27 protein-coding genes are annotated in these 24,883 nt (G+C 68.1%); 22 read left to right on the forward strand and 5 right to left on the reverse strand.

The genetic code is table 11. The annotated features are described in order from the left end of the window. The first annotated feature begins 219 nt into the window (after positions 1-219). From FB468_RS14235 to FB468_RS14250, 4 genes are all read left to right on the forward strand, one after another. Complete coding sequence (locus tag FB468_RS14235) at positions 220-516, forward strand: hypothetical protein (RefSeq protein ID WP_141887914.1); 297 nt, start codon at positions 220-222, stop codon at positions 514-516. Positions 517-552: 36 nt separating this feature from the next. After that, positions 553-894, forward strand: coding sequence for a hypothetical protein (locus FB468_RS14240; RefSeq protein WP_141887915.1), 342 nt, complete (start codon positions 553-555; stop codon positions 892-894). A 162-nt stretch (positions 895-1,056) separates the two neighbouring features. Beyond that, entirely contained in the window at positions 1,057-1,680 is a 624-nt protein-coding gene (locus tag FB468_RS14245) for a class I SAM-dependent methyltransferase (RefSeq protein WP_170219745.1), read from the forward strand. A 151-nt stretch (positions 1,681-1,831) separates the two neighbouring features. Continuing rightward, positions 1,832-2,197: a hypothetical protein gene (locus FB468_RS14250; RefSeq protein ID WP_141887917.1), complete on the forward strand. Its 366-nt coding sequence runs from the start codon at positions 1,832-1,834 to the stop codon at positions 2,195-2,197. On the opposite strand, the gene FB468_RS14255 is transcribed toward FB468_RS14250, so the two are convergent. After that, positions 2,194-2,493, reverse strand: a complete 300-nt coding sequence (locus tag FB468_RS14255) for a helix-turn-helix domain-containing protein (protein WP_141887918.1) — start codon at positions 2,491-2,493, stop codon at positions 2,194-2,196. The genes FB468_RS14250 and FB468_RS14255 overlap by 4 nt on opposite strands. A gap of 66 nt (positions 2,494-2,559) precedes the next feature. Here FB468_RS14255 and map point away from each other — a divergent pair, with 66 nt between their 5' ends. Further along, positions 2,560-3,333, forward strand: a complete 774-nt coding sequence (map, locus tag FB468_RS14260; RefSeq protein ID WP_141887919.1) for a type I methionyl aminopeptidase — start codon at positions 2,560-2,562, stop codon at positions 3,331-3,333. Here the strand turns inward: map and FB468_RS14265 are convergent. Further along, the gene (locus FB468_RS14265; RefSeq protein ID WP_141887920.1) at positions 3,330-3,701 is read right to left on the reverse strand and encodes a hypothetical protein; all 372 of its coding nucleotides are present in this window, start codon (positions 3,699-3,701) and stop codon (positions 3,330-3,332) included. The two genes, map and FB468_RS14265, sit on opposite strands and share 4 nt — an antisense overlap. Further along, a complete protein-coding gene (locus FB468_RS14270) occupies positions 3,688-3,942 on the reverse strand; it encodes a hypothetical protein (protein ID WP_141887921.1) in 255 nt (84 codons plus the stop codon). The genes FB468_RS14265 and FB468_RS14270 overlap by 14 nt, the downstream gene beginning before the upstream one ends. 329 nt (positions 3,943-4,271) lie before the next feature. Between FB468_RS14270 and FB468_RS14275 the strand changes: the two genes are divergently transcribed. After that, entirely contained in the window at positions 4,272-4,997 is a 726-nt protein-coding gene (locus FB468_RS14275; RefSeq protein WP_141887922.1) for a GNAT family N-acetyltransferase, read from the forward strand. After that, positions 4,990-6,606 carry a serine hydrolase domain-containing protein gene (locus tag FB468_RS14280; protein ID WP_141887923.1) on the forward strand — a complete coding sequence of 539 codons (1,617 nt, stop codon included), beginning with the start codon at positions 4,990-4,992 and terminating at the stop codon, positions 6,604-6,606. Before FB468_RS14275 ends, FB468_RS14280 begins: the two co-directional genes overlap by 8 nt. A 26-nt stretch (positions 6,607-6,632) precedes the next feature. Here the strand turns inward: FB468_RS14280 and FB468_RS14285 are convergent, their stop codons facing one another. Beyond that, positions 6,633-7,073, reverse strand: coding sequence for a RidA family protein (locus FB468_RS14285; protein WP_170219746.1), 441 nt, complete (start codon positions 7,071-7,073; stop codon positions 6,633-6,635). Beyond that, positions 7,066-7,680, reverse strand: coding sequence for a helix-turn-helix domain-containing protein (locus tag FB468_RS14290; RefSeq protein WP_170219747.1), 615 nt, complete (start codon positions 7,678-7,680; stop codon positions 7,066-7,068). Before FB468_RS14290 ends, FB468_RS14285 begins: the two co-directional genes overlap by 8 nt. A 293-nt stretch (positions 7,681-7,973) precedes the next feature. On the opposite strand from FB468_RS14290, the gene FB468_RS14295 reads away from it, so the two are divergent. From FB468_RS14295 to FB468_RS14365, 15 genes are all read left to right on the forward strand, one after another. Next, positions 7,974-8,900, forward strand: coding sequence for an amino acid ABC transporter permease (locus tag FB468_RS14295; RefSeq protein WP_211359142.1), 927 nt, complete (start codon positions 7,974-7,976; stop codon positions 8,898-8,900). Further along, a complete protein-coding gene (locus FB468_RS14300; RefSeq protein WP_281290282.1) occupies positions 8,897-9,697 on the forward strand; it encodes an amino acid ABC transporter ATP-binding protein in 801 nt (266 codons plus the stop codon). The genes FB468_RS14295 and FB468_RS14300 overlap by 4 nt, the downstream gene beginning before the upstream one ends. Before the next feature lie 79 nt (positions 9,698-9,776). Next, positions 9,777-10,688, forward strand: a complete 912-nt coding sequence (locus FB468_RS14305) for an ABC transporter substrate-binding protein (protein WP_141887926.1) — start codon at positions 9,777-9,779, stop codon at positions 10,686-10,688. Continuing rightward, the gene (locus FB468_RS14310; protein ID WP_141887927.1) at positions 10,685-11,617 is read left to right on the forward strand and encodes an acetamidase/formamidase family protein; all 933 of its coding nucleotides are present in this window, start codon (positions 10,685-10,687) and stop codon (positions 11,615-11,617) included. Before FB468_RS14305 ends, FB468_RS14310 begins: the two co-directional genes overlap by 4 nt. A gap of 15 nt (positions 11,618-11,632) precedes the next feature. Next, the gene (locus FB468_RS14315) at positions 11,633-12,586 is read left to right on the forward strand and encodes a phosphotriesterase family protein (protein WP_141887928.1); all 954 of its coding nucleotides are present in this window, start codon (positions 11,633-11,635) and stop codon (positions 12,584-12,586) included. 119 nt (positions 12,587-12,705) lie between these two features. Continuing rightward, positions 12,706-13,152 (forward strand): DUF1801 domain-containing protein, encoded by a 447-nt coding sequence (locus tag FB468_RS14320; RefSeq protein ID WP_141887929.1) that lies wholly within the window; start codon positions 12,706-12,708, stop codon positions 13,150-13,152. A gap of 279 nt (positions 13,153-13,431) precedes the next feature. Beyond that, complete coding sequence (locus FB468_RS14325; RefSeq protein WP_170219748.1) at positions 13,432-14,433, forward strand: aldo/keto reductase; 1,002 nt, start codon at positions 13,432-13,434, stop codon at positions 14,431-14,433. Next, complete coding sequence (locus FB468_RS14330; protein ID WP_141887931.1) at positions 14,430-15,824, forward strand: amidohydrolase; 1,395 nt, start codon at positions 14,430-14,432, stop codon at positions 15,822-15,824. Before FB468_RS14325 ends, FB468_RS14330 begins: the two co-directional genes overlap by 4 nt. Next, positions 15,821-16,834, forward strand: a complete 1,014-nt coding sequence (locus tag FB468_RS14335) for an ABC transporter permease (RefSeq protein ID WP_246055905.1) — start codon at positions 15,821-15,823, stop codon at positions 16,832-16,834. The genes FB468_RS14330 and FB468_RS14335 overlap by 4 nt, the downstream gene beginning before the upstream one ends. Continuing rightward, positions 16,831-17,718: an ABC transporter permease gene (locus tag FB468_RS14340; RefSeq protein ID WP_246055906.1), complete on the forward strand. Its 888-nt coding sequence runs from the start codon at positions 16,831-16,833 to the stop codon at positions 17,716-17,718. The genes FB468_RS14335 and FB468_RS14340 overlap by 4 nt, the downstream gene beginning before the upstream one ends. Beyond that, positions 17,715-19,424 carry a dipeptide ABC transporter ATP-binding protein gene (locus tag FB468_RS14345; protein ID WP_141887932.1) on the forward strand — a complete coding sequence of 570 codons (1,710 nt, stop codon included), beginning with the start codon at positions 17,715-17,717 and terminating at the stop codon, positions 19,422-19,424. Before FB468_RS14340 ends, FB468_RS14345 begins: the two co-directional genes overlap by 4 nt. Next, entirely contained in the window at positions 19,421-21,082 is a 1,662-nt protein-coding gene (locus FB468_RS14350) for an ABC transporter substrate-binding protein (protein ID WP_141887933.1), read from the forward strand. Before FB468_RS14345 ends, FB468_RS14350 begins: the two co-directional genes overlap by 4 nt. A 34-nt stretch (positions 21,083-21,116) precedes the next feature. Further along, positions 21,117-22,235 (forward strand): LLM class flavin-dependent oxidoreductase, encoded by a 1,119-nt coding sequence (locus FB468_RS14355; RefSeq protein ID WP_141887934.1) that lies wholly within the window; start codon positions 21,117-21,119, stop codon positions 22,233-22,235. A 75-nt stretch (positions 22,236-22,310) separates the two neighbouring features. Continuing rightward, positions 22,311-23,453, forward strand: coding sequence for an LLM class flavin-dependent oxidoreductase (locus FB468_RS14360; protein ID WP_141887935.1), 1,143 nt, complete (start codon positions 22,311-22,313; stop codon positions 23,451-23,453). After that, the gene (locus FB468_RS14365; RefSeq protein ID WP_141887936.1) at positions 23,450-24,808 is read left to right on the forward strand and encodes a flavin reductase; all 1,359 of its coding nucleotides are present in this window, start codon (positions 23,450-23,452) and stop codon (positions 24,806-24,808) included. Before FB468_RS14360 ends, FB468_RS14365 begins: the two co-directional genes overlap by 4 nt. The last annotated feature ends 75 nt before the right edge of the window (positions 24,809-24,883 follow it).

A 24,883-nucleotide genomic window follows, 5' to 3' on the forward strand; every position in this document is an offset into this window, starting at 1 on the left:
GGTAGCGCCCGACAATGTTCACCGGAACCGCGGGAACGCCGCCGCATAGCCGCGTTCACCGTGCTTTCGAGTTCTGTCTTGGTCAGAACGGAATATCCGAAGCTCGAAAACCCTCCCGGCCCTGGTGCGGCCGCTGAGAGGGGTGCGAGCATTCCGTGGACATGGACTGAACCGGCGACGTCGAGCCTTCGATACTGCCTGACAGGGAAGAGGTACCCGATGAAGAAGAGGAACGGCGGCAACGCTGTGTTGCGTGCGGCGTGCATCGCTGGGCTGTCAATCGTGCTGCTGAGCACGCTGACGGGCTGCAGCGCAAACAAGGGCGGCGACACCACCTGCGGGGAGTTCTCGAAGCTCTCTCAGCAGGGCAAGAGCGACGCCATCGCGTCGTTCTTGAAATCGAAGAACGGCGATGAGCCAGCGAACGGCGTGATCCTGCTGAACGTGGCCTCTGCCTCGCTCTACTGCTCCACCGTCGGGTCTGACTCAGACCCGATCAAGAACATCGATGGCTGAGCCGTGCGAGGGCTTGGCGATGAAGAGAGGCGAGTCATGACTGATGCAACACCCCCGGGCGAGAACCCGGACGCGGGCGCGAGCGAGCACACCCCTCGAGAGAACGCCGTCGGGTCGAGCGCGGCGTCGGGCGGCCGGCAGGCTTCGGCGTGGAACGCCGCCGACAAGGTCGCCTCTGGCATCGATAAGGCAGCCGATGTTGCGGGGGATATCGGGACAGGGATCGGGTTGGTGCTCACGAAGCTGTGGGGTCTGCTGCTGCTCGTGGGCGGAATCGCCCTGCTCGTTATCGCCCCGTCGAGTTGGTGGGCTGCGATCCTTGTCGCCGCGTATGGCCTCTACCTGCTGCTGCCCGGTGAGAAGTGGGTGATCTGGTAGTGGAATGGGTGGGGCCCGTCGTCGTGGTGCTGATCTTCTTCGGGGTGCCGGTGGCGTGGTCGATGCTGCGTGAATACATCGCGAAGCGGGCCAGAGAAGCGAATCAGCGGGATGACGACCAGCGGGGCCAGTGACTCTTGGTTTTGGGAACTCGTAGCCCCGGTGTACGAGTTGATGTGGTCGGGGCCGGTGACGGAGCAGTTGCGGTGGGAGGTCGCGAGGGCGCTTGCTGGCGCCGACTCTGTTGCTGACATCGGCTGCGGGACGGGCTTCATGGTCGACGGGCTCGTCGCTTCGGGCGTGAGCGTCGTGGGCGTCGACGCGTCGAAGAACATGCTTCGCCGGGCGCTCGCGCTCGGCCGAGTCTCGAGCGCGGTCCACTGTACCGCGACGCAGGTGCCCCTGGACAGCGCGTCCGTCGATGCGGTCGTGATGACGAACCTCCTGCACGCGCATCCTGAACCGCAGGACGTTCTACAGGAGGCGATCCGGCTCCTGCGCCCAGGGGGCACGCTGGTGCTCAGCTGGCCCGCCGACGGAATCTCACCAGCCCGCATGTACGGGATCGACCGGGCGCACGGGCGCGGCATCGTGGCCTCGCTGGCGGCGCACTGCGCAAGAACGGCGGTCGGAATCATCGCCACGTTCACGGCCGTTGGGCGGGGACGCAGGACGGGGCGAGGGGCTGGCCTGCAACGACTCGCGCAGTCGAGCGGTCTCACGGCAGGCGCCGGCCCCCGGGTCATCGCCGGCTGCCAGGAGTTCCTGGTGCTTCAGCACGCGTAGCCCGTTTGCGGCAGTCGCCGCGGTAGCCGATCCCCGCAGAGTGGGCGGTTCCGCTGCCGGGCTGGCCAAACTCGCTCTGCGAGTAGCGCGCCGCGTTCCCTCGGTATGCTGTGACTCTTGCTCACACGAACTGAGGCCAGGGGGAGGCGTCATGTACATCGCATGCATCGTACTGATCGTCGCCGCGGGGTTCGTGGTGCTCGCGGGTGCGCGCGTGCTGCGTAGCGTGCCCAAGCACTGGCCGACCGTGCGCGGGGAGTGGGCCGGCCCCGCGCTTCAGTTCTCGCCGCACCAGTACCGTTACCGCACGCCCGACGGCTTCGACCGCTCGGGGGAGACCGCCGTGAAAGTGATGTGGCGGCCGCCCTATGGCGGCGCCTGCGTCGTCGCATACGACCCCGAGAGCCCCTGGGTGTCGAAGCCGGCTCAACTGCGAAGGAACGGTGCTGTGCTCATCGGCGTGGGCGTGTTCGCTGCGGCCGCAGGCGCGGCCTTGCTCGGCATCGCCCTGTCTTAGCGCTGCAGGGCTGCCCCAGCCCCAGCCGCAGCCCCTGCCCCGGCGCGCCGCGTACTGCGGCCCACGTCGCCCCAGACCGCATCAAGCGACAGCCCGAGCTCGCAGGCCACGAGCGCCACGGTCGAGAACGCGGGCGTCGCGACCCTGCCGGTCTCGATCTTCCGTAGCGTCTCGGGGGAGATGCCAGCCGCGACCGCGACATCAAGCATCGAGCGGTTGCCCCGGGCCTCCCGCAGCAGGGCGCCGAGCCGTTCGCCCCGAGCTCTCTCTTCGGGGTTGAGGGGAAGTCTGACCATGCCCTAAGCGTACCCTGCCGGTATAGTTTGGCCGGTATAGTTATTGGAAAGAATGGGAGGGGCGCAATGATCGAGATTCTGAACGAGGCTCAGCTGACCCGGGCTCGCGAGGCGGGGCAGCTCGTCGGCACGATTCTGCACACGATCAAGGGCAGGTGCCGGCCCGGCGTGAACCTGCTCACGATCGACGGGTGGGCGCGGGAGATGATCGTGGCTGCCGGCGCGACCTCCTGCTACGTCGACTACGCGCCCTCATTCGGTAGCGGCCCGTTCGGCCACTACATCTGCACGGCCGTGAACGATGCCGTGCTGCACGGCATGCCCCACGACTACAGCCTCGCCGACGGCGACCTGCTGACGCTCGATCTCGCGGTCACGCTGGGCGGCATCTCGGCGGACGCCGCGATTAGCTTCGTAGTCGGTGACGATCAGGATCCCGCCGACGTCGAAATGATCGCGGCCACAGAGCGGGCGCTCGCCGCCGGGATCGAGGCGGCCGGGCCGGGGGCCCGGATCGGCGACATCTCGCACGCGATCGAGCGGGTGCTCACGGCCGCGGGCTTCCCGATCAACCTGGAATTCGGCGGTCACGGGATCGGGTCGACGATGCATCAGGATCCGCACGTCTCGAACGCCGGCAGGCCCGGCCGCGGCTACAAGCTACGACCGGGGTTGCTGCTCGCGCTCGAACCCTGGGTGATGCGTGACACCGCCGAGCTCGTCGTGGCCGCCGACGGCTGGACGCTGAAGAGCGCGACCGGATCGCGTGCCGCGCACAGCGAGCACACGATCGCGATCACGGAGGCGGGTGCAGAGATCCTGACCCTGCCGCGCCCTTAGAGCCCGCTCTGCAGCCGCTCCGCGAAGGCGCGCAGCGGCTTGTAGGCCGGCGCACTCCACGGCGAGACTGGGATGAACGCGACTGTGTCGCGGGTGCGCAGGTAGTCGTCGACGGTGAAACGGACGTCGTGCCCCGATCCGCCCGCGGCCTCCGAGAGCTTCACCGTGAACTGGGCGTGTTCGACGCGCACGAAGTTCTTCACCGAACCCCGGTACGCGCCGGGGCCCGCCTGAGTGATCGCGATCTTCCCTCCGACCGCGGCCCCGATCTCGGCCGCGTCTGAGAGCAGCTGCGCGATCTGCTCGGCCGTCTTCGTGGTCTGCGCCGTGAAATTGAGCGCGTTCACCTTGTCATCAATGGTTGCCATTTCGTTCCTCACTCTGGGCATCGCGTTCGGCGATGCGGCGTTCGATCTTGTCGTGTTTCGCGGCCTCGAGCATGCGCTGCCCGAGCCAGGCGATGAGCGCCCCACCTCCGAGCAGCCCGAGGAGTACCGGAAGCTCGCCCGAGGTGTAGCCGATGACGACGCCCCAGTACAGACCGACGGCAATGAGCGCCAGCCCGATGCCCGCGACGAGGTATCCGGGTACTGCAGACTTGGGCTTCATGGCGGTGCGCTCCTTCGCTCTCGGCGGTTCACGTGCGGTGCGACGGGCGGCCACTTCGGCCCACGCAATCGCCTCGTCCACGAACTGTGACAGCCCTCCCGTGGGCGCCGCAATCGTCACGGCGGAGTTCGGGGTTCGGATATTTCGTTCGAACGCCGTCGTTGCCCGAACGGACGCATTGCTGAAGCGGCAAGGTTCGTGGACTATCGTGCTCCTGGGTGCCAGTATTCGCGAGGGCGCTGGTGGAAACCGGGGCTGCTGCAGGGCTCACGGCCCGCGGCTCGTAGCCCGCGACCCAGCTCACGAAGCGATGAAACGAGAATGACGTGATGGACGACATGAACCCAGAGATCTACAAGCAGTGGATCGCACCATTCGAGGGCGGCGAAACCGTGCGCGAGGCGGAGGCGTACAGACTCGCCGTTGCCGACGAGCTCGACGATGACGAGCGCGTGCAGATTCTCACCCGCCCCGACCGCACGTATGTGCTCGCGGCGCCCGCGGTGCGCGACCTGCCGGGCGTGAGCGACGCACGTGACGAGGTTGAGCTGCGGGCCGCGCTCACCGCGGGCGGCATCACGCTCAACGGGCCCGACCACCTGTTCTTTCTCGACGACGCTACCAAGCAGCGGCTGCGCGACACGGAGAACCCGAGCAGCGTGCGAGCGCTCACCGATGCCGACCGGGCGGCGTTCGATGCCTTCGAAGCGGGGGTGTCGGAGGAGGATCTCGACGGCGCCTCCGTCGAACTCGACCACTGGATGGTCTTCGGCGCCTTCGAGGGCGATGCGCTCGTGGCCGTTGGCAGCTCCTACCCGTTCGCCGACGACGTTGCGCTCGCCGACATGGGGGTCGTGACGCACCCCGAGCATCGCGGCAAGGGCCACGCCCGCAGCGTGATCTATGCGCTGTCGCGCGGCGCGCTCGCCGTCGACCACGAGCCCCAGTACCGCTGCCAGACCGACAACACCGCGTCGGTAAAGCTCGCTCAGGGCTCGGGCTTCGTCTCGATCGGCACCTGGGACCTGCCGCTCCCGGACGACGCTGATGAGTGACCTCTTGGCCGGCATACCCGCACCAGCCCGCCCCGACCTCAGCGCCCGCCTGCGGGCGGCGCTGTTCGACGGGCAGGTCGGAGAGGGTGAACCGGGGGCCGTCATCGCCGTCTACCGCGACGGCGTACTCGTCGCGAGCGCCTGCGCGGGCGTTGCCGATATCCGGGGCCAAGACCAGAGCGCAGGCCAAGACCAGGACCAAAGCTCGGGCCCCGGCTCGGCGGACCACGATGCCCTGACCGCCGACACGCTCATGAACATCGCCTCGATCAGTAAGCAGATGGCTGCTGCCGCGATCCTGATCGCCGCTCGCGACGGTGCGCTCGACCTCGACGCTGACCTGCGTGGCCTGGTGCCCGAGCTCCGGGTGCCGGGGGTGACGCTGCGCAACTGCCTGAACCACACCGCCGGGCTGCCCGACTACCTGGCGGTCGCGTACACGGTCGGTATGCCCGAGATCGAGATCGCCGCGCTCAGCGTCTTTCTCGACTGGGTCACGACGCTCGACGGGCTCGAGTTCGCGCCGGGGCAGCGGCAGTCTTACTCGAATACCGGGTACGTGCTCGCTGCCCTGGCCCTGGAGCGCGCGGTGGGGCGGCCGTTCCCCGAGGTGCTCGCCGAATCGGTGCTCGTGCCGCTCGGGATGACAAAGTCATTCAGTACGACGGTGCTCGGCGAGTTCAGCGCTGGGATGGCGTTCAGCTTCTCGCAGGAGGGGCCCGGCGAGTTCGTGAAAGAGACGATGGGCGTCGGCGAAGTCGAGCCCGTGCGTGGCGTGAACGGCGACGGCGAGGTCATCACATCGCTCAACGAGTTCGGTGTGTGGCAGGCGTTCTTGCTCGACGGGCGCGTGCTCGGCGAAGACATTCGTAGCCAACTGCTCGCGCGAACGACGCTCACCGACGGCACCAAAACGACGTACGGCTTCGGCATCGAACACGAGACGAAGGCCGAGACCGCGGGCTACGTGCACAGCGGCGGGATGTGGGCGTTCTCGGCGTACTCCATCGTCGATGAGAAGTCGGGGCTCAGCGTCGCCTGCTTCGCGAACCGCGGCGGGTACAGAGCCTCGGAGGCCGCGTGGAAAGCGATGCACCTTGCGTCGGGGTTCGGGGACATCGCCGGCGACTGGTTCGCGACCCAGTCGCTCATGGGGGCCCGTATCGAGGTCTTGTCAGCCGGCGACCTCGCCGCCAGAACGGGGCTGGGCGAGGAACCCGAGACCGCGACCTGGCGGGGAGGCCGCGTCTGGGAAGGCGACGACGACTTCGCGCGCATCGAGCCGCGCGGCCGCGATCTAGAGGTCACGTCGTGGTTCGGGATCGCGGAGCGCTACGAGCGCCTGGACCCCGCAGGCGGGCACCCCGCGCACCTCCCCGGCGAGTATGCAGAGCGGGCGTTCGGCAGGGCGTTCGTGTTCGAGGAACGCGGCAGCGAACTCTGGCTCGTGCCGCCGGGGCGCGAGCCTGAACGGGTCAAGCCGTTTGGGCGACGCGATGCCGAGTGGATCGGCGAGACGACGCTCGGCTGGGTGATCGCAGACCTTGAAGCCGGCGGGCGCGTGCGCGTGGGGCTCGGCACGTTCTCGGCGGAGCTGGTGCGGCGGTAGCGCGGCTGCTTGACGCGCTGTAGTGATTAGGCGTCGGTAGCGGCGAAGACTGCGTCGATCTCGACGGCGACGCCTCGGGGCAGCGAAGCCATGCCGAGGGCTTTTCGGGTCGGCAGGTCGCTGCCGCCAAAGACCTCACGAAGCAGGCTGCTCGCGCCCTCGGCGACGGCGCCGTGCTGCGTGAAATCAGGGGTGGTGTTCACGCATACGTTCAGCTGAGCGAGGACGAGCCCGTCGAGTGTTCCGTAGTGCTCGCGCACCGAATGCAGGAGTCGCAGTGCGGCTTCGCGCGCGGCCTGCGCACCCTGCTCGACAGAGAGATCTGCGCCCACCTTGCCGAGCGTCAAGCTCGTGTGCCCGGAGGTGAAGATCAGGCCGTTTGCATTCACGCACTGCGCCATGGTGGGGGAGCTCGGGCCGTCGGTCGCGCCGAGGCTGAGAGCGAGGGCGTCGCGGGTGCTATTCATCATTGGTTCCTTCAGTCGATCCGGTGGTGCTCGGCACGGTGACCGGGCTGACGATCCAGTGCACCTCGGCAATGCCGTCGCCAACGTTGACGGTGCGGTGGAGTTGGGAGCTTCGGTACTCGATCGTGTCTCCGGCGTCGAGCAGGTGTGATCTGCCGTCGATCTGCACGTCAACCGATCCGCGAATCACGGTCAGAAACTCCTGCGAGTCGCCGTGGCTGTAGGGGTCTTCTCCGGTCGATTCGCCGGGATCGAACTCGCCGGCAAACATCTCGATGTGCGACAGCGGGCGCGGGCTCAGCATGAACTTGCGTGCGCCGCCGTGGATCAACTGGGGGCGTTCGGCATGCCTGACGATACGGGGGCCTGGCGGCTGGTCGGCGTTGAACAGCTCCGCGAGGGTGGTACCGAGCGCCTCCGTCACGTCTCGCAGCGTTCCGAAGCTCGCGCGGCACGTTCCCCGCTCGAGCTGGCTGAGGAAGCTCGCGCTGACGCCCGACATCTCACCCAGCTGGGTCAGTGACAGTCGCCGAAGCTTTCGTATCTCACGGATTCGCGCGCCCAGCTGAGCGTCTTCGTCTCCGGATTTGCGTTTTTGAGTACTCATCCCTTCGGATGTTACAGGTTTTGAGGCGCTGTGTCTGTACCCAGGATGTAGCGTTACTGAAATCAAATTGAAGTAAATAAGGCAGGCTTCGAGATTTACTAACGAGGAAATTGGCGGAATTTCGCGGAAATCTGGAGTCGTTGATCGCGATTGGTTCAATTCGCTTGTAGAAATACTGAATTTCATTTACAGTGAATCCATCGACCTTGCGGTCTCCTGAGGAACTCCTCTTGAAAGCGCAGGTGCGTCAACGTAGACGAAGCCCGGGCCGGGCTCGACCGAAAGGTGGCCGAGTGAAAACCACATCCCCTCCCCACGCCCCAGCGTCGGCTGGAGCAGCACGGGACATCACCCCGTTAGAGATCGTTCCGCTGAAGCGTTACGGACGCATGGTGATCGCGGCCATAGCCGCGCTGCTCGTCGGCGGCCTTGTCTTCGCCCTTGTTACGAGCAAGAACCTCGACTGGAGCGTCGTTGGGCAGTACCTCTTCGCCCCCGTCATCATCGAGGGCGTCATCCTCACCGTGCAGCTCACGGTCTTGGCGGTGATCATCGGCATCGTTCTCGGCATCGTGCTCGCGCTGATGAAGCTCTCCGACAATAAAGTACTCACCGTGCTTGCCGACCTGTACCTCTGGTTCTTCCGCGGAACCCCTCAGCTCATCCAGCTGATCTTCTGGTTCAACCTGGCCTTTCTTTTCCCGACGATCAGCCTGGGATTTGTGAGTTGGGACACGAACGCGCTCATCACGCCCTTTATTGCCGCGCTCATCGGCCTGAGCCTGAACGAGGGCGCGTACATGGCTGAGATCATTCGAGGCGGCATTCTTGGCGTGCCCAAGGGGCAACGCGAAGCGGCAGTTGCTCTCGGTTTTACGCCGCTGGAGATGATGACAAAGATTATCCTTCCGCAGACTATGCGGATGGTGATTCCGCCCACGGGTAACCAGGCCATCGCGATGCTCAAGGTCACCTCGCTGGTATCGGTCATCTCGGCTCGGGACTTGCTGACAAACGCCCAGATGATCTACTCGCGGAACTACTACGTCATTGAGCTGCTCATCGTTGCCTGTGCCTGGTACCTCTTGCTGACCACTGTTGCGACACTGCTGCAGAACCAACTCGAGAAGAAATACGCCGGTCGCAGCGGTAACACCGCCGGCCGCGGCAACAACCGGGGCTTGTTCAAGCGCCTCACCCAGATGGGAGCACAACGATGAACGCAGCGGAGCGAGACATGGGCGCAGAACCCACCGAGCGGCCGATGGTGCAAGCCGTCGAGGTGCGCAAGAGCTTTGGCGGCAACGAGGTGCTTCGCGGCGTGAGCATCGAAGTGCAACGGGGAACGGTGACCGCACTCATCGGCCCATCCGGCTCAGGTAAAAGCACGTTTCTCCGGTGCATCAACGATCTCGAGACGTTCGACTCGGGTGACATCCTCGTCGACGGTGAACGCGTTGCGTATCGGAGAGAGGGCACGAAGGCCTACGAACTCAAGCCGAGAATCGTTGCCAAGCGGCGCGCAAAGCTCGGAATGGTGTTTCAGGGCTTCAACCTGTTCGGTCACCTCACCGTGCTCGAGAACATCATGATCGCCCCAGTGCAGGTCTTGAAACAAGACAAGCGGGTGGTCGAGCAGCGTGCGCTCGAATTGCTCCGCAAGGTCGGTCTTGCTGACAAACGCGACGCCTACCCCGACTCGCTCTCGGGCGGCCAGCAGCAGCGCGTCGCGATCGCCCGGGCACTGGCGATGGAGCCCACGCTCATGCTCTTTGACGAGCCAACCTCCGCCCTCGACCCCGAGACCGTCGGTGAGGTCCTCGAAGTTATGCGAACCCTGGCAAGTGAGGGGATGACGATGATTGTCGTTACTCACGAGATCGGGTTTGCTCGCGAGGTGTGTGATCAGGTCGCCTTCCTCGAAGACGGCGTGATCCAAGAGATCGGGCCACCGGAGCAGGTACTTGACAACCCCACCCACGAACGAACCCAGCGCTTCTTGAGCCGCGTCATCTGACGCGCGACCAGGGCGCACCTCACCAGCGACTCACCCCAACGACGGGGTGAGTCTTGAACCGAACGAGAAAGAACACGCCATGAAACGACATGCAACTTCCCTGGCGATCGCCATCCCGGCGTTCGTAGCCGCGAGCCTTGCGCTCTCGGCATGCGCTCCAGCGGGAGCATCCGCAGACAAAGAAGCGGCTCCGGTTGACTCCGCAGCCGTTGTCGAGGAGATCCGTGCGATGCTGCCCGACAGCATCTTGAGTTCGAACACCATCAAAGTGGTGACTGACCCGTCACAGGCTCCGTATGAATTCACCGACGACGACGACAACATTGTCGGAATCAACCCCGACCTTGCGGCCGAGGTTGCGGGCGTGCTCGGAGTCAAGCTCGAATGGTCGCGCGCAGACTTCGGGGGCCTGATTACGGGCGTCGCAACAAAACGCTACGACATGATGAGTGAGGCGATGTGGGACACGGAGCAGCGCCGCGAACAGATCGACTTCGTAGACAACCTCATCTCGGCGAACAACATTGTTGTTGCGAAGGGCAACCCGCTTGGCATCAAGGACCTGCCAGACCTGTGCGGTAAGAACGTCTCCACGCTTGAGGGGAGCATGATGGTCGAACTCTTTGAAGAGTTCCAGCCGAAGTGCGGCAGCGATCCCATTAACGTGCTCATCGCGCCGACGACGGCCGACCAGCTGCTCTGGCTGTCGACCGGGCGCGCTGTCGCGACCATCGCGAACCCGATCGTCACCGAGTTCGGCATCGAGCAGGGCACCGCGCGTGACATCGAGGTGGTTCCCGGCGAGGGCTACCTCAGCAACAACTACGGATGGGCCTTCCACAAAGACAACGTCGAGCTCCGTGATGCCATCGCCGCAGCGATTCAGCACCTGATCGACACCGGCGTGTACGGCGAGGTAATGGACAAGTGGAACGTTTCGGACAACAGCCGCCTCGCGCAGGTCGAGATCAACAGCGAGATTGTGAAATGACCACGGATACGCAAGATCTCGGCCCCTACGGCCGCATGTACGAACTCGCTCCTGACGCGACGATGGCCGGGTCGGTCGTACCGGGGCGCGAGTTCACCGTGCACACGCTTGACTCGTCCGGCGGTCAGATCCGCACCGATGTCGACTACGGCGAGCTTGATGCAAGCAAGTTCTTTCCGGTCGTTGGCCCGGTAGAGGTCGTCGGTGTGGAACGGGGAGATGTCGTCGAGATCGAGATTCTCGACATGGATCTTGACCCAGTCGCACACACGTGGACCAGGTCAGGCCTGGGGCTCCTCGGGCAGGATCGGTTCGCGGTGATGGCCGTCGACACGGCCACGCTCGAGCTCAGGCCGGGCGGACCGGGCACGCCGCTGCTCGCGGCAGCGCAGCCCAAAGCGCACGTCGGGGCGCTCGGGCTACTCACCGACTCGGTCGAGCCGGCGCGCACGCTCGGGCACTATGGCGGAAACATCGATTTCAGCGCGGTCGGCGTTGGCGCGAAACTGTGGATCACCGCGTCCGTGCCGGGCGGCGGTTTCTTCATCGGCGACGTGCACGCGACGATCGGCGACGGAGAGGTGTGCGGTACCGGCGCGGAAACCGGCGCTTCGGTCTCATTGCGGCTGAACCGGCTCGCGGGCGTCGGGTCGATCCTGCCGACCGTGGAAGACATCGATGGCCGGCTCTGGGTTATCGGCGTCGGCGCCTCCGTCGAGGAGGCGCTGAAGGAGGCGACCGCTTACTGTGTGGCCAAGGTCGCCGAACACTCGGGAATCAGCAAGGATGAGGCGTACCTCTCGGTCGGGCTGCTCTTGAACGTGAAAGTTTGCCAGGTCGTGAACCCGCGAACAAGCGTCGCGGTCTCGCTCGATGGCGGGCTCGACCGCGTGCTTCGGGTCGTAGATTCGAATCAGACGACTGCGTAGGCGAAAGGAACCCTAGTGAACCTCAGAACCGTGCTGGGTGACGTGAGCGTTGAACTCGTCGACCGGGTACTGCCGCACGAGCACCTGCTCTGCGACTTCAGCCCAGTGACGGGCGACCGCAACCACATCTTCAACAACCCGGCGCTCGCCGTGCGCGAACTCGGATACATGAACGAGGACGTGCCGCCCGCCCAAGGCGCACAGCACGCCATCGTCGAGGTGACGCTTCGTGACCTGGGGCGGGACCCTGAGGGGATGCGCCGAATCTCGCGGGAGTCAGGCACGCACGTGGTCATGGGTACGGGTTGGTACCTCGAACCGTACTACCCGAAGCAGGTGTACGAGATCTCCGCCGAGCGGCATGCTGCGCAGATGATTGAAGAGATCGAGGAGGGCGTGCTCGCCGCAGACGGGACACGGATTCGCGCCGGTGTTATCGGCGAAATCGGCACGCACGGGAGCACGCTTTCGCCCGCTGAAGAACGCGTGCTGCGCGCGGCCGGACGTGCCTCGAACGCCACCGGGGCCGCGGTCACGACGCACGCCTTCATGTACCCGACCGGCGTCGACCAGCTGAGCATTCTCGAAGAGGAGGGGGTCGACCCGCGCCGCATCGCCATTGGGCACGTCGACACCTTCCTCGACCATGCATATCTCACTGGGCTGCTCAACAGGGGCGTCTACCTGCAGTTCGATACGTGCGGGCGTGAACACCTCATGCCAGACAGTCTGCGCGTCGAGATGCTCGTGCGTCTCATTGACGAGGGCTGGGTCGACTCCCTCCTCATCTCAAGTGATCGCTGCCACATGACCGACCTGAAGATTCGCGGCGGCCTCGGCTATTCGTGGGCGATTGCGGGCTTCTGTGATCTGCTTCGCTCCGCGGGAGTCGCTGAGTCGGCCGTGAGTCAGCTCACGAGAGAGAACCCGCTGCGGCTACTCACTGGAGTGCGATCCGCGAATGTGTAACCAGGGCCGTTGCGTGGCTGAGCATCATTCTGCCGCGCAACGCCGGGTGCGCGGCCCGCGGGCGCGCCTGTTTGCCTGCCCAGGCCCCTCGTTCAGCCAGCGCCTGTACTCTCAGCAATATGAGTACCCGGCGCGCACTTGCAGGTAATCCCGTAGCCCCCGCGACGCCCCCGGTGCCCGCGGACGTCACGGAAGCCTTTGCGGCGCTGCCGGAGGCGTTGGTGAGTCGCCTCAGTCTCGTGCGCGAACTCGTCTTCGAGGTCGCGGCTACCCTACCCGAGTGCGGTGGGCTTGAGGAATACCTCGCCTGGGGGCAGCCGAGCTATCGCCCGCTTCGCCCCAGAGTGGGCACCGCGGTGCGGCTCGGCGTGCACGAGGGGGAGCGCCCCGCACTTTTTGTGCACTGCGGCACGTCACTCATCTCGGATGCGCGAAGCTTCGCGAGTGAGCTCGAGTTCTCGGGCAAACGCGCTGTGCTGCTGCCCCTGAGCGGGCCCCTCCCAGTAGACGAACTGCGTGCGTTCGTGGGCCTCGCTCTCACCTACTACGCTGGTCGTTCAGCCTAAGCCGATCCGCCCAAGCCGGGAAACTCCGCGCCGCGACGGGCCCATTCGGGTGGCCTGTGCGTGCGATGTTGAGCGCCAATCTCCGCGGGGGCGGGCCGCGTTGTCACCGCCCGCCCGTTTATTCCTTCGTGACGAACCGTGTCGAAGTGTGACGGAATCGGACACGAACATCGCCGTCGGCCCGTAACAATACTTTCTCTTTAGTTATGTCTCCCATTAGATTCTGTCCAAGTTGTTGGGCTGAATCACAGCCCACGAATGGGCAGGGAGCGTGGCGAAGTGGGAACACGGACAACAATCGTTGGGGGAAGCGGGGCACCGCCGCACGCCGAGGGCGGCCAGCCCGAAGCGCCAGCACCCCGCGGGCGGTCCCAGGGCGAGCCCGCGATCGAGCTCGCCGGCCACCGGGTCTCGCGGGTCGCGTTCGGCGCGGCCCGGCTCACGGCCGGCGACGGCTGGGGCACCCCGGCTGACCCCGAGGCCGCGAAAGATCTGCTGCTTGCCGCCGTCGACGCCGGCTTCAGCTACGTCGACACCGCCGACGCGCTCGGCCCCGGCGTCAGCGAGCGCCTCATCGGCGAGGCCATTGGTAACCGCGCAGACGTGCTCGTCGCGACGAAGGTCGGCATGCTCCGCCCCTCGGCCGACGCGTGGGGTGTGCTCGGCCGGCCCGACTACCTGCGGCAGCAGATTCAGTTGAGCCTGCAGCGGCTGCGCCGCGACCGCATCGACCTGCTGTACCTCCACCGCATCGACCCGACCGTGCCGCTCGCCGATCAGTTCGGGGCGCTCCAGGACGCGCGCGACCGCGGTGACGTCGGCGCGATCGGCGTGAGCGAGCCCGCCGCCGCGCAGCTCGACGCGGTGCTCGAGCTCGAGCCGGGCCTCGCCGCCGTGCAGAGCCTGTTCAACGTTGCGGCGAGGCAGAACGGCGAGATCGCCGCGCGCCTGGAGCGGCTCGGGATCCCGTTTGTCGCGTACTGGCCGCTCATCGGCCGCGGGCTCAGGGCCGAGCACAAGCGCCCGCTGTTCGCCGAGCTTAAGCGCATCGGGCAGACCGTCGGCCTGAGCGCGCACCAGCTCAGCCTCGCCTGGATCTTCTCTGCGCACCCGAACGCGCTCGCCGTCGCGGGATCGCGCTCACTCATCCATCTCGTGCAGAACCAGCAGGCCGCGGGCACGCGACTGGACTCCTGCGTCAGCTCCGAGGTCGAGGCCGCCGTCCAGGCGGTGCTCGGAGACACCCCATTCGACCCACGCTTCCCCGAGGAGAACTCATGACCACCACCGCACCCACCGCCGCACAGCCCCGCACTGCGCAGCCCCGCACAGGCACCGACCCGCTTGCGACCTACCTCGCCCACGCCGAGGCGGAACAGGCGCTCGGCGGCCACGCGGGCGGCGAACCAGGAGCAGGATCGGCCGAGGGCCTCACCGCCGCAAGCCCGTTCGCCGGCGCACCGGAGGCCGTGCACGGCAGGATCGCCGACAGCGTCGAGGCGGCCCGAGACGATCTGCGCGCCCTCGCGGTCGCGCTCTTCGAAGACCCGGAGGTCGGGTTCGAGGAGCACCGGAGCGTCGCCCGCATCGCCGAGCTGCTCGCTTCCGGCGGCCACCAGGTCGAGACCGGGTCGTTCGGGCTGCCGACAGCGTTCCGCGCGAGCGTCGGGACGGGAGCGCCGCACTTCGCGATCGTCGCCGAGTACGACGCGCTTCCGGGCATCGGGCACGCCTGCGGCCACAACATCATCGCCGCGGTCGCGGCGGGCGCCTTCGCAGCCCTCGCGCCCGAGGTCGCCGCGCTCGGCGGCAGGCTGAGCATCATCGGCACGCCGGCCGAAGAGGGCGGCGGGGGCAAAGAACACGTGCTGCGCGCGGGCGGCTTCGACGGCGTCGACGCGGCCGGGATGGTTCACCCGTCGGTCGGCTCCGAAGTCTCGCCGATCTACGGCTCGGGCACGAGCGGCGTGCGGCGGCTGCGGGTGCGCTACCACGGGCGCGCGGGGCACGCTGCGGCAAGCCCGCACCTCGGGCTCAACGCGCTCGACGCCGTTGTCACCGCGTATCAGTCGATCGCGCAGCTGCGCCAGCACATCCTGCCGATCGACCGCATCCACGGCATCATCACGAACGGCGGCACCGCAGCGAACGTGGTGCCCGACCTCACCGAGGCCGAGTTCCTCGTCCGCTCGAGCGAGATCGACACGCTCAAGGTGCTCACGGAGCGCGTCATCGACGCGCTCGAGGCGGCCGCGCTCGCGACGGGCACGACCGCCGAGATCGACGTCGACTTCGAGCCGCCGTACCTGCCGCTGAAGCCGAACGTGCTGCTCACGAAGCACTGGGCCAGGCGCCTCGAGGCCCGCGGCCGCGCTGTCCCGCTGACGCCCGCGCGGGTCAGGCTCGGCGGCCCGTCGACCGACATGGGCAACGTGAGCTGGGCGATCCCGGCGGTGCACCCGGCGCTCGGCCTCGGCGGCCCGGCCGACGTGGCGCCGCACAACGCTGCCTTCGCGGCATCCACGGTCGAGCCTCCGGCGATTGACGCGCTGGTCGACGCCGCGATCGCGCTCGCGGGTCTCGCCGCCGACTACCTCGCCGACGGCGGGCTGCGGGCCGCGGTGCGCGAAGAGTTCGACGCGAACGGCGGCGCCAGGCGGTGGACGTCGTGAGCGCGGCCACGCTCGCGGGAGAGCGCAGCGGCCTTGCGGGCGAACCGGTTGCGGTGCCCGATGAGGATCGCCGGGGCGCACCCCGCTGGCTGCACATCCTGCTGCGGAGCCTCTTCGATCTCGTGCTTGTTGTCTGGCTCGCAGCGACGGTCGCGTTCCTCGCGCTCCGCCTCATTCCAGGTGACCCGCTCGACGTGCTGCTCTCGGGCGTGCAAGACGCGACGCCCGAGATGCGCGCTGAAATCGCCGCGCACTACGGGCTCGACCGGCCGGCGATCGTGCAGTACTTCGGCTACCTCTGGGGCGTCGTGCAGGGCGACCTCGGCACGAGCTACCACCGCGGTTCGCCCGTGACGCAGGTGCTCTTCAGCGAGCTCGGCCCCACCGTCGAGCTGACGGTCGCTGCGATGCTCGTCGCCGTCATCGCGGCGGTCGCGCTCGCCCTCGCAACGAGCGGCCAGCGCCCCGGAGTGCGCCTCGCCGCGCAGGGCTTCGAAGTCGTCGCGGTTTCGGTGCCGTCGTTTTGGCTTGGCATCGTGCTCATGACGGTCTTCTCGTTCTGGCTGAAGTGGGTGCCCGCGTTCAGCGGGGACTCGCCCGCAGGGCTGATCCTGCCCGTCGTCACACTCGCCGTGCCGCTCGTCGGCGTCATCACCCAGCTGCTGCGCGAGCGCGTTGAGCACCAGCTCCACGAGCCCTTCGTCACGACGGTGCGGGCCCGTGGCGTGAGCGAGGCGCGACTGCGCTCGGGGCACCTTCTGCGCCACGCGAGCGTGCCCGTGCTCACCCTGAGCAGCATCATCTTCGGGTCGCTCCTCACCGGCACCGTCGTCATCGAGACGCTGTTCGCGCGCCCCGGCATCGGCCGGGTCATCGTGCTCGCGCTGCAAGACCGTGACGTGCCCGTCGTGCTCGGCTTCGTGGTCTTCGCGGCCGTCGTCTTCATCGTCATCAACACCGTCGTCGACCTACTTCTCCCGCTCATCGACCCGCGACTCAAGGGGGCATGATGGTCAGCCACATCGTCCGCGAACAGCGCCCCGCGGCGGGAAACGCCGCACGCCCTCGCGGTTCGCGCCAGGGCCGCCCACCCATCGGCGCGCTCGTCGCCATCGGGGTGTTTGCGCTGCTCGTCATCGCAGCCGTCGCGCCGACCCTCATTGCCCCGCACAGCCCGATTGCGAGCGACCCGGCGAACTCGTTCGCAGGCCCGAGCACCGAGCACTGGCTTGGCACCGATCAGCTCGGCCGCGACCAGTTCTCGCGGCTCGTGCACGGCGCCAGGTACTCGATCCTGCTCGGAGTGGGGGCGACCGTCATTGGCCTCGCCGGTGGCATCGTGCTCGGCGTCATCGCCGGCTACGCCCGCGGCACCTGGGATCGCGCGATCACCCGCCTGCTCGACGTGCTGCTCGCGTTCCCCGACGTGCTCGTCGCGCTCGTGACGATCACGGTGCTCGGGCCTGGCGAGTGGAGCCTCATCTGGGCCGTCGGCCTCGGACGCATCCCTGGCTCGGCTCGCCTCGTGCGCGGCGAGGTGCTGCGGGTGCGCGAGACCGGGTTTGTGCGCTCCGGGGTCGGCCTCGGCCTGAGCCCCGCGCGCCTCGTCGTGCGGCACGTGCTGCCGAACAGCCTCGGCCCCGTGCTCGTGCACGCGGTGCTCGGGGTCGGCGTCAGCATCATCTTCGGCGCCTCGCTGAGCTTCCTCGGGCTCGGCGCGGTACCGCCGACGCCCGAGTGGGGGCTCATGCTCTCGGAGGCCCGGCAATACCTGAGCATCGCGCCGTGGGTGGCGATCTGGCCGGGCCTGTTCATCACCATCACCGTCGTCTCGATCACGGTCGTCGGTCGCTACGCGCAGCAGCGCTTCATCACGAAACGGAGTTCGCTATGACCCCCATCGCCGACGTCAAGGGGCTCACGGTCTCCTTCGGCGGGCAGGTCGCCGTGCGCGACGTCTCGTTCGAAGTCACACCGGGCAAGTGCGTCGCCCTCGTCGGCGAATCCGGGTCAGGCAAGTCGGTCACCGCCCGCAGCCTGCTCGGCCTCGTGGGGCGGGGCTCCGAGGTGCGCGCCGATAGGCTGCGCCTCGGCGAGCGCGACCTCCTCGGGCTCCCGGAGCGGGAGTGGCTCGGGGTGCGCGGTGCCGAGGTCGGGTTCGTGCTGCAAGACGCGCTCGTGTCGCTCGACCCGCTCATGCGGGTCGGCAGGCAGGTCACCGAGACAATCACCGCCCGCCGGCGGCTGCGCGGCCCCGCCCGCGCCGCGCACGCCATCGAGCTTCTCGAGCGCGCCGGCGTCCCGGAAGCGGGGCTCCGGGCGAGGCAGTACCCGCACGAGCTGTCGGGCGGCCTGCGTCAGCGCGCGCTCATCGCGAGCGCCGTCGCGGGCGACCCAAGCCTGCTCATCGCCGACGAACCGACGACGGCGCTCGACGTGACCGTGCAGGCGCAGATCCTCACCCTGCTGGGCGAGCTGCGCTCCGGCGGCACCGGCCTGCTACTCGTGAGCCACGACCTCGCCGTCGTCTCGCAGCTCGCCGACGAGATTCTTGTGCTGCACCGCGGCGAGGTCGTCGAGCAGGGGAGCGCCGACGAAGTACTCGGCTCGCCCCACACTGAGTACACGAAAACCCTGCTCGCGGCCATCCCGTCGGAGCGGCCCCGACGCGACAGCAGTTGGTCGGTGGCGGGGGCCGCCTCGCCCGCGGGCGGCGCGTCACCCGGGAGCGACGCGTCACCCGCGGGCATCGCCCCGAAGCCCCCGGTGCTGCAGGCGCTGAACCTGCGCAAGCGGTACGCGCGGCCGGGCGGCGGGCACACCGCCGCGCTCGACGGCGTCTCGTTCGCGCTGAACCGCGGCGAGACGCTCGGCATCGTCGGCGAATCAGGGTCGGGGAAGTCGACGGCGGCGAACGCCGTGCTCGGCTTCACCGCCCCCGACGCGGGCGAAGTGCTGCTCGACGGCGAACCGTGGTCGGCCGTGCGCGAGCGCAACCGGCGAGCCAGGCGGCACCGGATCCAGGCGATCTCGCAGGATCCGCTCGGCTCATTCGACCCGCGTGCCGACGTGCGGGCGATACTCATCGAAGCGCTCGCGGCCGTCGGGGCACCCCGCGCCGAGCACACCGACCGCGCGGTGGCGCTCCTCGAACAGGTGGGGCTCGGGGTCGAGCACCTCGCGCGCAACCCGCTCGAACTGTCTGGCGGGCAGCGGCAGCGGGTCGCGATCTCGCGGGCACTCGCGACCGAGCCCGAGGTGCTCGTCTGTGACGAGGCGGTCTCGGCACTCGACGTGTCGGTGCAGGCGCAGGTGCTCGATCTGCTCGACGGGCTGCAGCGCCGTCTCGGCGTCTCGCTGCTGTTCATCTCGCACGACCTCGGCGTCATTCGCAGCATCGCCGACGAGGTCATCGTCATGCGCGGCGGCCGAGTCGTCGAAGCTGGCCGCACCGAGCAGGTCTTCACCGCGCCGAAGCACGACTACACCCGTGAGCTCATCGCCGCGATCCCGCGCCTCCGGTCCGTCAGTAGTGGGGGTCCTGGCCCAGCACGTCCCTCAGAACCATCAGCATCCATCGAAAGAACACCGACATCATGAACCGAAAACTCCTCACCCTGCCCGCGCTCGCCGCAACCGCGCTCCTCGCGCTGTCGGCCTGCACGACCACCGGTGCGAACGCGGGGGAGGGCGGCGCGGCAGCGTCGACGCCCACACCCGGCGGCACCCTCACCTACTTCGCGAACACCGAGCCGCCCGTCTGGGACGGTCAGCGCATTCCGAGCCTCAACGCGAACTCGATCAACAGCTCGATCTTCGACACCGTGGTCGCGCAGGCCGATGACGGCACCTATAAGCCTGGCCTCGCGACGAAGTGGGAGATCAGCGACGACGGGCTCACCTACACGTTCACGCTGCGCGACGGCGTGACATTCCACGATGGCACGCCGTTCAACGCTGAGGTGTTGAAGCAGAACCTCGACCGCCCGCTCGCCGAGCCCGACCTCGCGACGGTCTCGACCGGTATCGCCTCGACCCGGGTCGTCGACGAGCACACCCTCGAGGTCGTGCTGAGCCGGCAGAACGCAGCGTTCATCCACGCGCTCTCGACCCCACACTGGCCGATCTACTCGGGCAAGGTGCTCTCTGAGCACACCTCGGCCGAGCTCGCGGCGTCGCCCGAGCTCTCGATCGGCACGGGTGCATTCAAGGTGAGCGAGTACCAGAAGGGCTCGAAGCTCGTGCTCGAACGTAACGAGGAGTACGACTGGGCGCCCGAGACGTGGGAACACGACGGGCCCGCGTACCTTGACGAGGTCGTCATCCAGTTCGTGCCCGAGACGCAGGCGCGCATCGGCGCGCTCACGTCGGGGCAGGCCGACGCGATCGATCAGATCCCGCCGCTGAACATCCCCGAGGTCGAGGGCGCCGGGCTCACCGTGCTCGAGAAAGACAACACGGGCACTCCCTACTACGTGGCGCTCAACCCGAACCTCGCGCCCTTCGATGACAAGAACGTGCGGCTCGCATTCCGCGAGTCCGTCGACATCGACGGGCTGCTTAAGGGCGTCTACGCCGGGGTCTATGACAAGGCGTGGAGCACGACGCTGCCGGGCACCCCGCCCGAGGGGTCGTTCGACGAAACACTCGAGGGGAGCTGGGGCTACGACCCCGAGCACGCCGCCAAGCTGCTCGACGCGGCGGGCTACACCGAGGTTGATTCCGGTGGCTACCGGGTGAAGAACGGCGAGCGGCTCACGCTGCGCTGGAGCGTCGACAGCCTGTACCAGCAGACCGACCAGCGGCAGCAGCTTGGCGAGGCGATCGCGTCGTCGCTGAAGGACGCCGGCTTCGAGGTCATCCGCACCCCGTACGACACCGCCGCGTACACCGCCCAGCTCGCGAAGGGCGAACACCACCTCGCAGACTCGTCGCGCGGGTTCGCCGACGTCGGTACCTCGGTCTACCCGTTCACCACGGGCGGCATTCCGAGCTCGAACGGCGGCTCCGGCATCAACTACGGACTGCTCAGCGACCCGGCGATCGACGACGCCTACGCCGTCATCAGCAGCTCGCTCGACCCCGCCGAGCGCATTGCGGCCGCGCAGCAGGTGCAGCACCGCATTATCGACGAAGGCTACGTCGTGCCGATCTACGTGCCGAAGAAGATCGTCGGTACGACCGACAGCGTCAAGGGCTGGAAGTTCGACGCCGTCGGCTACACCGACTCGTTCTTCGACGTCTGGCTGACCAAGTAGCGCCCGCGAGGCCACACCCGAAAGGACCACAGCAATGCCACGAATCGACCTCTTCTACTACGGCGACACCTCGCCCGGGCAGTCGCCCGCCCAGCTCTACCGCGAGATCGAGGAGCAGATCGTGCTCGGCGACCAGCTCGGTTACCACGGCGCGTGGGTGACCGAACACCACTTCCAGGCGCGCGGTGAGGTGCCAGACCCGCTCACGCTGTTCGCACGCCTGAGCGGCACGACCGAGCGCATCCGCCTCGGCACCTCGATCGCCTGCGCGCCGTACTACCACCCGATCAGGCTCGCCGAGCAGGCGGCGCTCGTCGACGCCCTCTCTGGTGGCAGGCTCGACCTCGGCGTCGGCACCGGGATGACGACGCCCGAGCTCGCGGCCGTGTGGGGATTCCAGCCCGACGACGCGGCCAGGCGCGCGAAAGAGGTCCACGAGATCCTCACCCAGGCCTTCGATGACGGCGTGGTGAACTACGCCGGCGAGTTCTATAGCTTCGCAGACGTGCGCATTTCGCCGCCCGCCGGCCGCCCGGCGAGCGACCTCATCTGGACGGCCGCGGGCCGCAACGCGATCCCGCTCGCGACCGCCCACGGGTTCCGCCTCATGATCCCGCGGCCGCTGCCGCTCGCGCAGCGGCTGCAGATCAACGACGAGTACCGCGCGGAGGTACCCGGCGGCGAGGTCATCCACCTCCGCTCGGGGCTCGTTGGCCCGACCCGCGAGATCGCGCGTGAGCGCGCCGTCGAGTTTCTCCGCGAGTACGCCGCCGTCTACCTCCGCACCGACTGGCGCGGCGGCCCAGACAGCGAGGCCTTCGACGACATCGCCGAGAAGCTCTCGTTCGCCGTCGGTACCGCCGAGGAGGTCGCCGACAAGATCTGGGAGTGGACGGAGCAGTTCGGGGGTACCGAGGAGACGGCGATCCAGTTCCACGGCCCCCGCGTCGAGCACGCGCACGTACTCGAATCCATTGAGCTCTTCGCCCCGCAGCTCGATGCTTTGCAGGCCGACGCCCCGCGCACGAGTGTCGCGTGGGAGGACCGGGGGATCCCTGACAGGCCGGTGCCCGCGGGCCTCACGCCCTACAGCGATGGCGTGGGCGACCCCGACGTGCGCCGGCTCGTTGGGGCGCAGCCCGCAGCCCGCTGAACCGCACTGAACCGCACTGAACCGCGCCGGGCCGCCCGCAGGCCCGCCACACACGAACGAACCAGGAGACTCACAATGACCACCACACCAGCGCCCGAACCCCTGCACCCGCAGTCAGGCACGCGCAGCCCGCTCGGCACGACCGATATCGGCGAGCGCCTGCGCATCGGGTTCATCACCCACTTCGACCAGAGCGAAGACACCGCGTCGATCTATCGCGAGAACATCCGCCTCGTGCAGGCGCTCGAGGAGCAAGGCTACGACAGCGCCTGGATCGCGACGCGCCACTTCGGCAGCGGGTGGGCGGCGGCGCCGAGCCCGTACGGGCTGCTTGGGGCGCTCGCCGCCTCGACTGAGCGCATCGGGCTGGGCACCGCCGTGCTCCCGATCATCTTCGACGACGCGGTGCGCGCGGCGGAGGAGCTGTCAGTCATCGACCACCTCGCGGGCCACCGCCTGCTCGTCGGCCTCGGCAAGGGGGTGCCGAGCGACTCGTATCAGGTGTTTGAGGCGTACTCGCCCGACCGCGACCAGAGCTTCACCGAGAAGATCGAGACGCTGCACTGGGCGCTCGAGGGGAACCAGGTCGAGGGCGGCTCGCAGTCGATCTACCCGGCGAACACCTCGCTGCAGGGGCGGCTCTTCCACGGCAGCTCGAACGACGCGACGATCAGGTACGCGGCCGAGCGAGGCGACGGCTTCATTCTTGAGCGCTTCGGCAACGGGCCCGAGCGTGAGCCGGGGGAGCGGCAGGCGTTCCAGCGCCGCCAGTTGCGCACCGTGCTCGACTACCGTCGCGTGTTCCGCGAGACGTGGGGCGACACTCGCACCCCCTACGTCGTGACCTCGCGTAGCGCCTACCCGGGAGCGACGACCGAGGCCGCGCTTGCCGAAGCCTCAACCACGGCGGCGCGGTGGAACGAATACGCCGGGATCCTCGGCCGCGTGAACCCCGCCTACTCGCCCGCCGACCAGCTGCTCTCCGACAACTTCGTGTGGGGCGACCCGCGGGCGCTCGCCGCTGACCTGATTGCCGACCCGACGGTGCTGCTCACCGACGAACTCGTGCTCGGCATCCACCCCGCCCTCCACTCGGTCGACGAGACCATCGCGAAGGCGAAGATCTTGCTCGACGAGGTCGTGCCGCTCGTGCGCGAGGGGTGGGCGACGGGCCGGGCCGGGCTGCTCTCGGCTGAGGAAGCGCGGGTCGCCTCGTGAGCCTCGCGGTGCGCACGGAGGAGGGTGCGGGGGTGGGCGCGGCCCTCGACCTCGAGCTCGCTCGCGACTGGCGGGTCTGGCAGCGGGAGCGGCTCGCCGCGGCGACCGCCCCGCACGGGCCCGCGGCGCTCGTGCTTACTCAGTGGGTGACGGGTGAGGATCCGCGGGAGGTTGCAGGGCTGCCCGGTCTCTGGGCGGCGGTGGGCGGCGTACTCACCGCGACAGAGTTTGCGGAGGGTGACTACCTGCTGCCGGGCGGAGACCCCGCCGCCGCGCCGCTGCGGCTCGGCGACCCGAGCGTGACGCCCGGTGCGTACGCCGAGGTGACCTCCGGTGGTGTGCTCGTGCGCCCGTTCGCGCGGGAGGGCGTGCTCGCTGTGCGGGTGTTCGACCCCGAGGCTCCAGGGCGCGTGGCGCTCGATGCGATCGAGGCCTTCGAACCTGACGAGAGCTGGGTCGTGCCCGCGCGCTTCGACCCGAACCAGCGCACCGTGCCGATCGAGCTAGCCGACGGGCATCGAACGCTCGCGGAGGCCTCCGGCGACCTGGTCTTCGAACTCGCCGGGGCCGAACATCGGCTCGCCGGGGCGCTTCGTGGGGGAGCAATCGCGGTCGTCTTTGGCGACGCGACCAACGGGGTCGAGAGCTACGGCTTCCGGTTTCTCACGGTGCCCGCGCCAGACGAGGCCGGCCGCACCGCGGTCGACTTCAACCGGGCCTACCTTCCGCCGTGCGCGTTCAGTGACCAGTTCGTGTGCCCGTTGCCGGCGCCGGGGAACCGCCTGCCAGTGAGGGTCGCAGCGGGTGAGCGTACCGTGCGGCGACGTGAGGTGGTGCCGTTTGAGGCTGGCGATGCCGGTGATGCTGACGAGGAGGCGCGCACGCGGCGGTACCGTGACGTCATGGGCGCGTTTCCGTCGGGCGTGACGATCGTCACCACGCAGGGCGAGGACGGACCGGTCGGGTTCACCTGCCAGTCGTTCTATAGCGTCTCGATCGACCCGCCGCTCGTGTCGTTCTCGATTGCCCGCACCTCGAAGAGCCTCGCCGCCGTGCGGGCGAGCGGGCGCGTCGTCATCAACTTCCTCGGAGCAGCCCAGCGCCACCTCAGCGCCCAGTTCGCCCGCTCCGGCACCGACAAGTGGTCCGGCGTCGCCTGGACGCCGGCCGCCGACAACGGATCACCCGTGCTCGACGAGGTCACCGGCTGGGTCGCGGGCGACATTGAGCGCGAGATCGAGGCCGGCGACCACCTCATCTTCCTCGTGCGCGTGAGCGCCCTGCACACGGCGCCCGACGTGGAGCCGCTCGTGTTCCACCGGGGCAGCTACCGGGAGCTCGAGTACATGATCTAGTCGGGGTCAGGGTCAGGGTCAGGGTCGGGGTCGGGGTCGGGGTCGGTGCCCGGAGGCCTGGCGCCGGCCGCGCCA

It is taken from the genome of Leucobacter komagatae (assembly GCF_006716085.1).
GTDB classification, from domain to species: Bacteria; Actinomycetota; Actinomycetes; order Actinomycetales; family Microbacteriaceae; genus Leucobacter; species Leucobacter komagatae.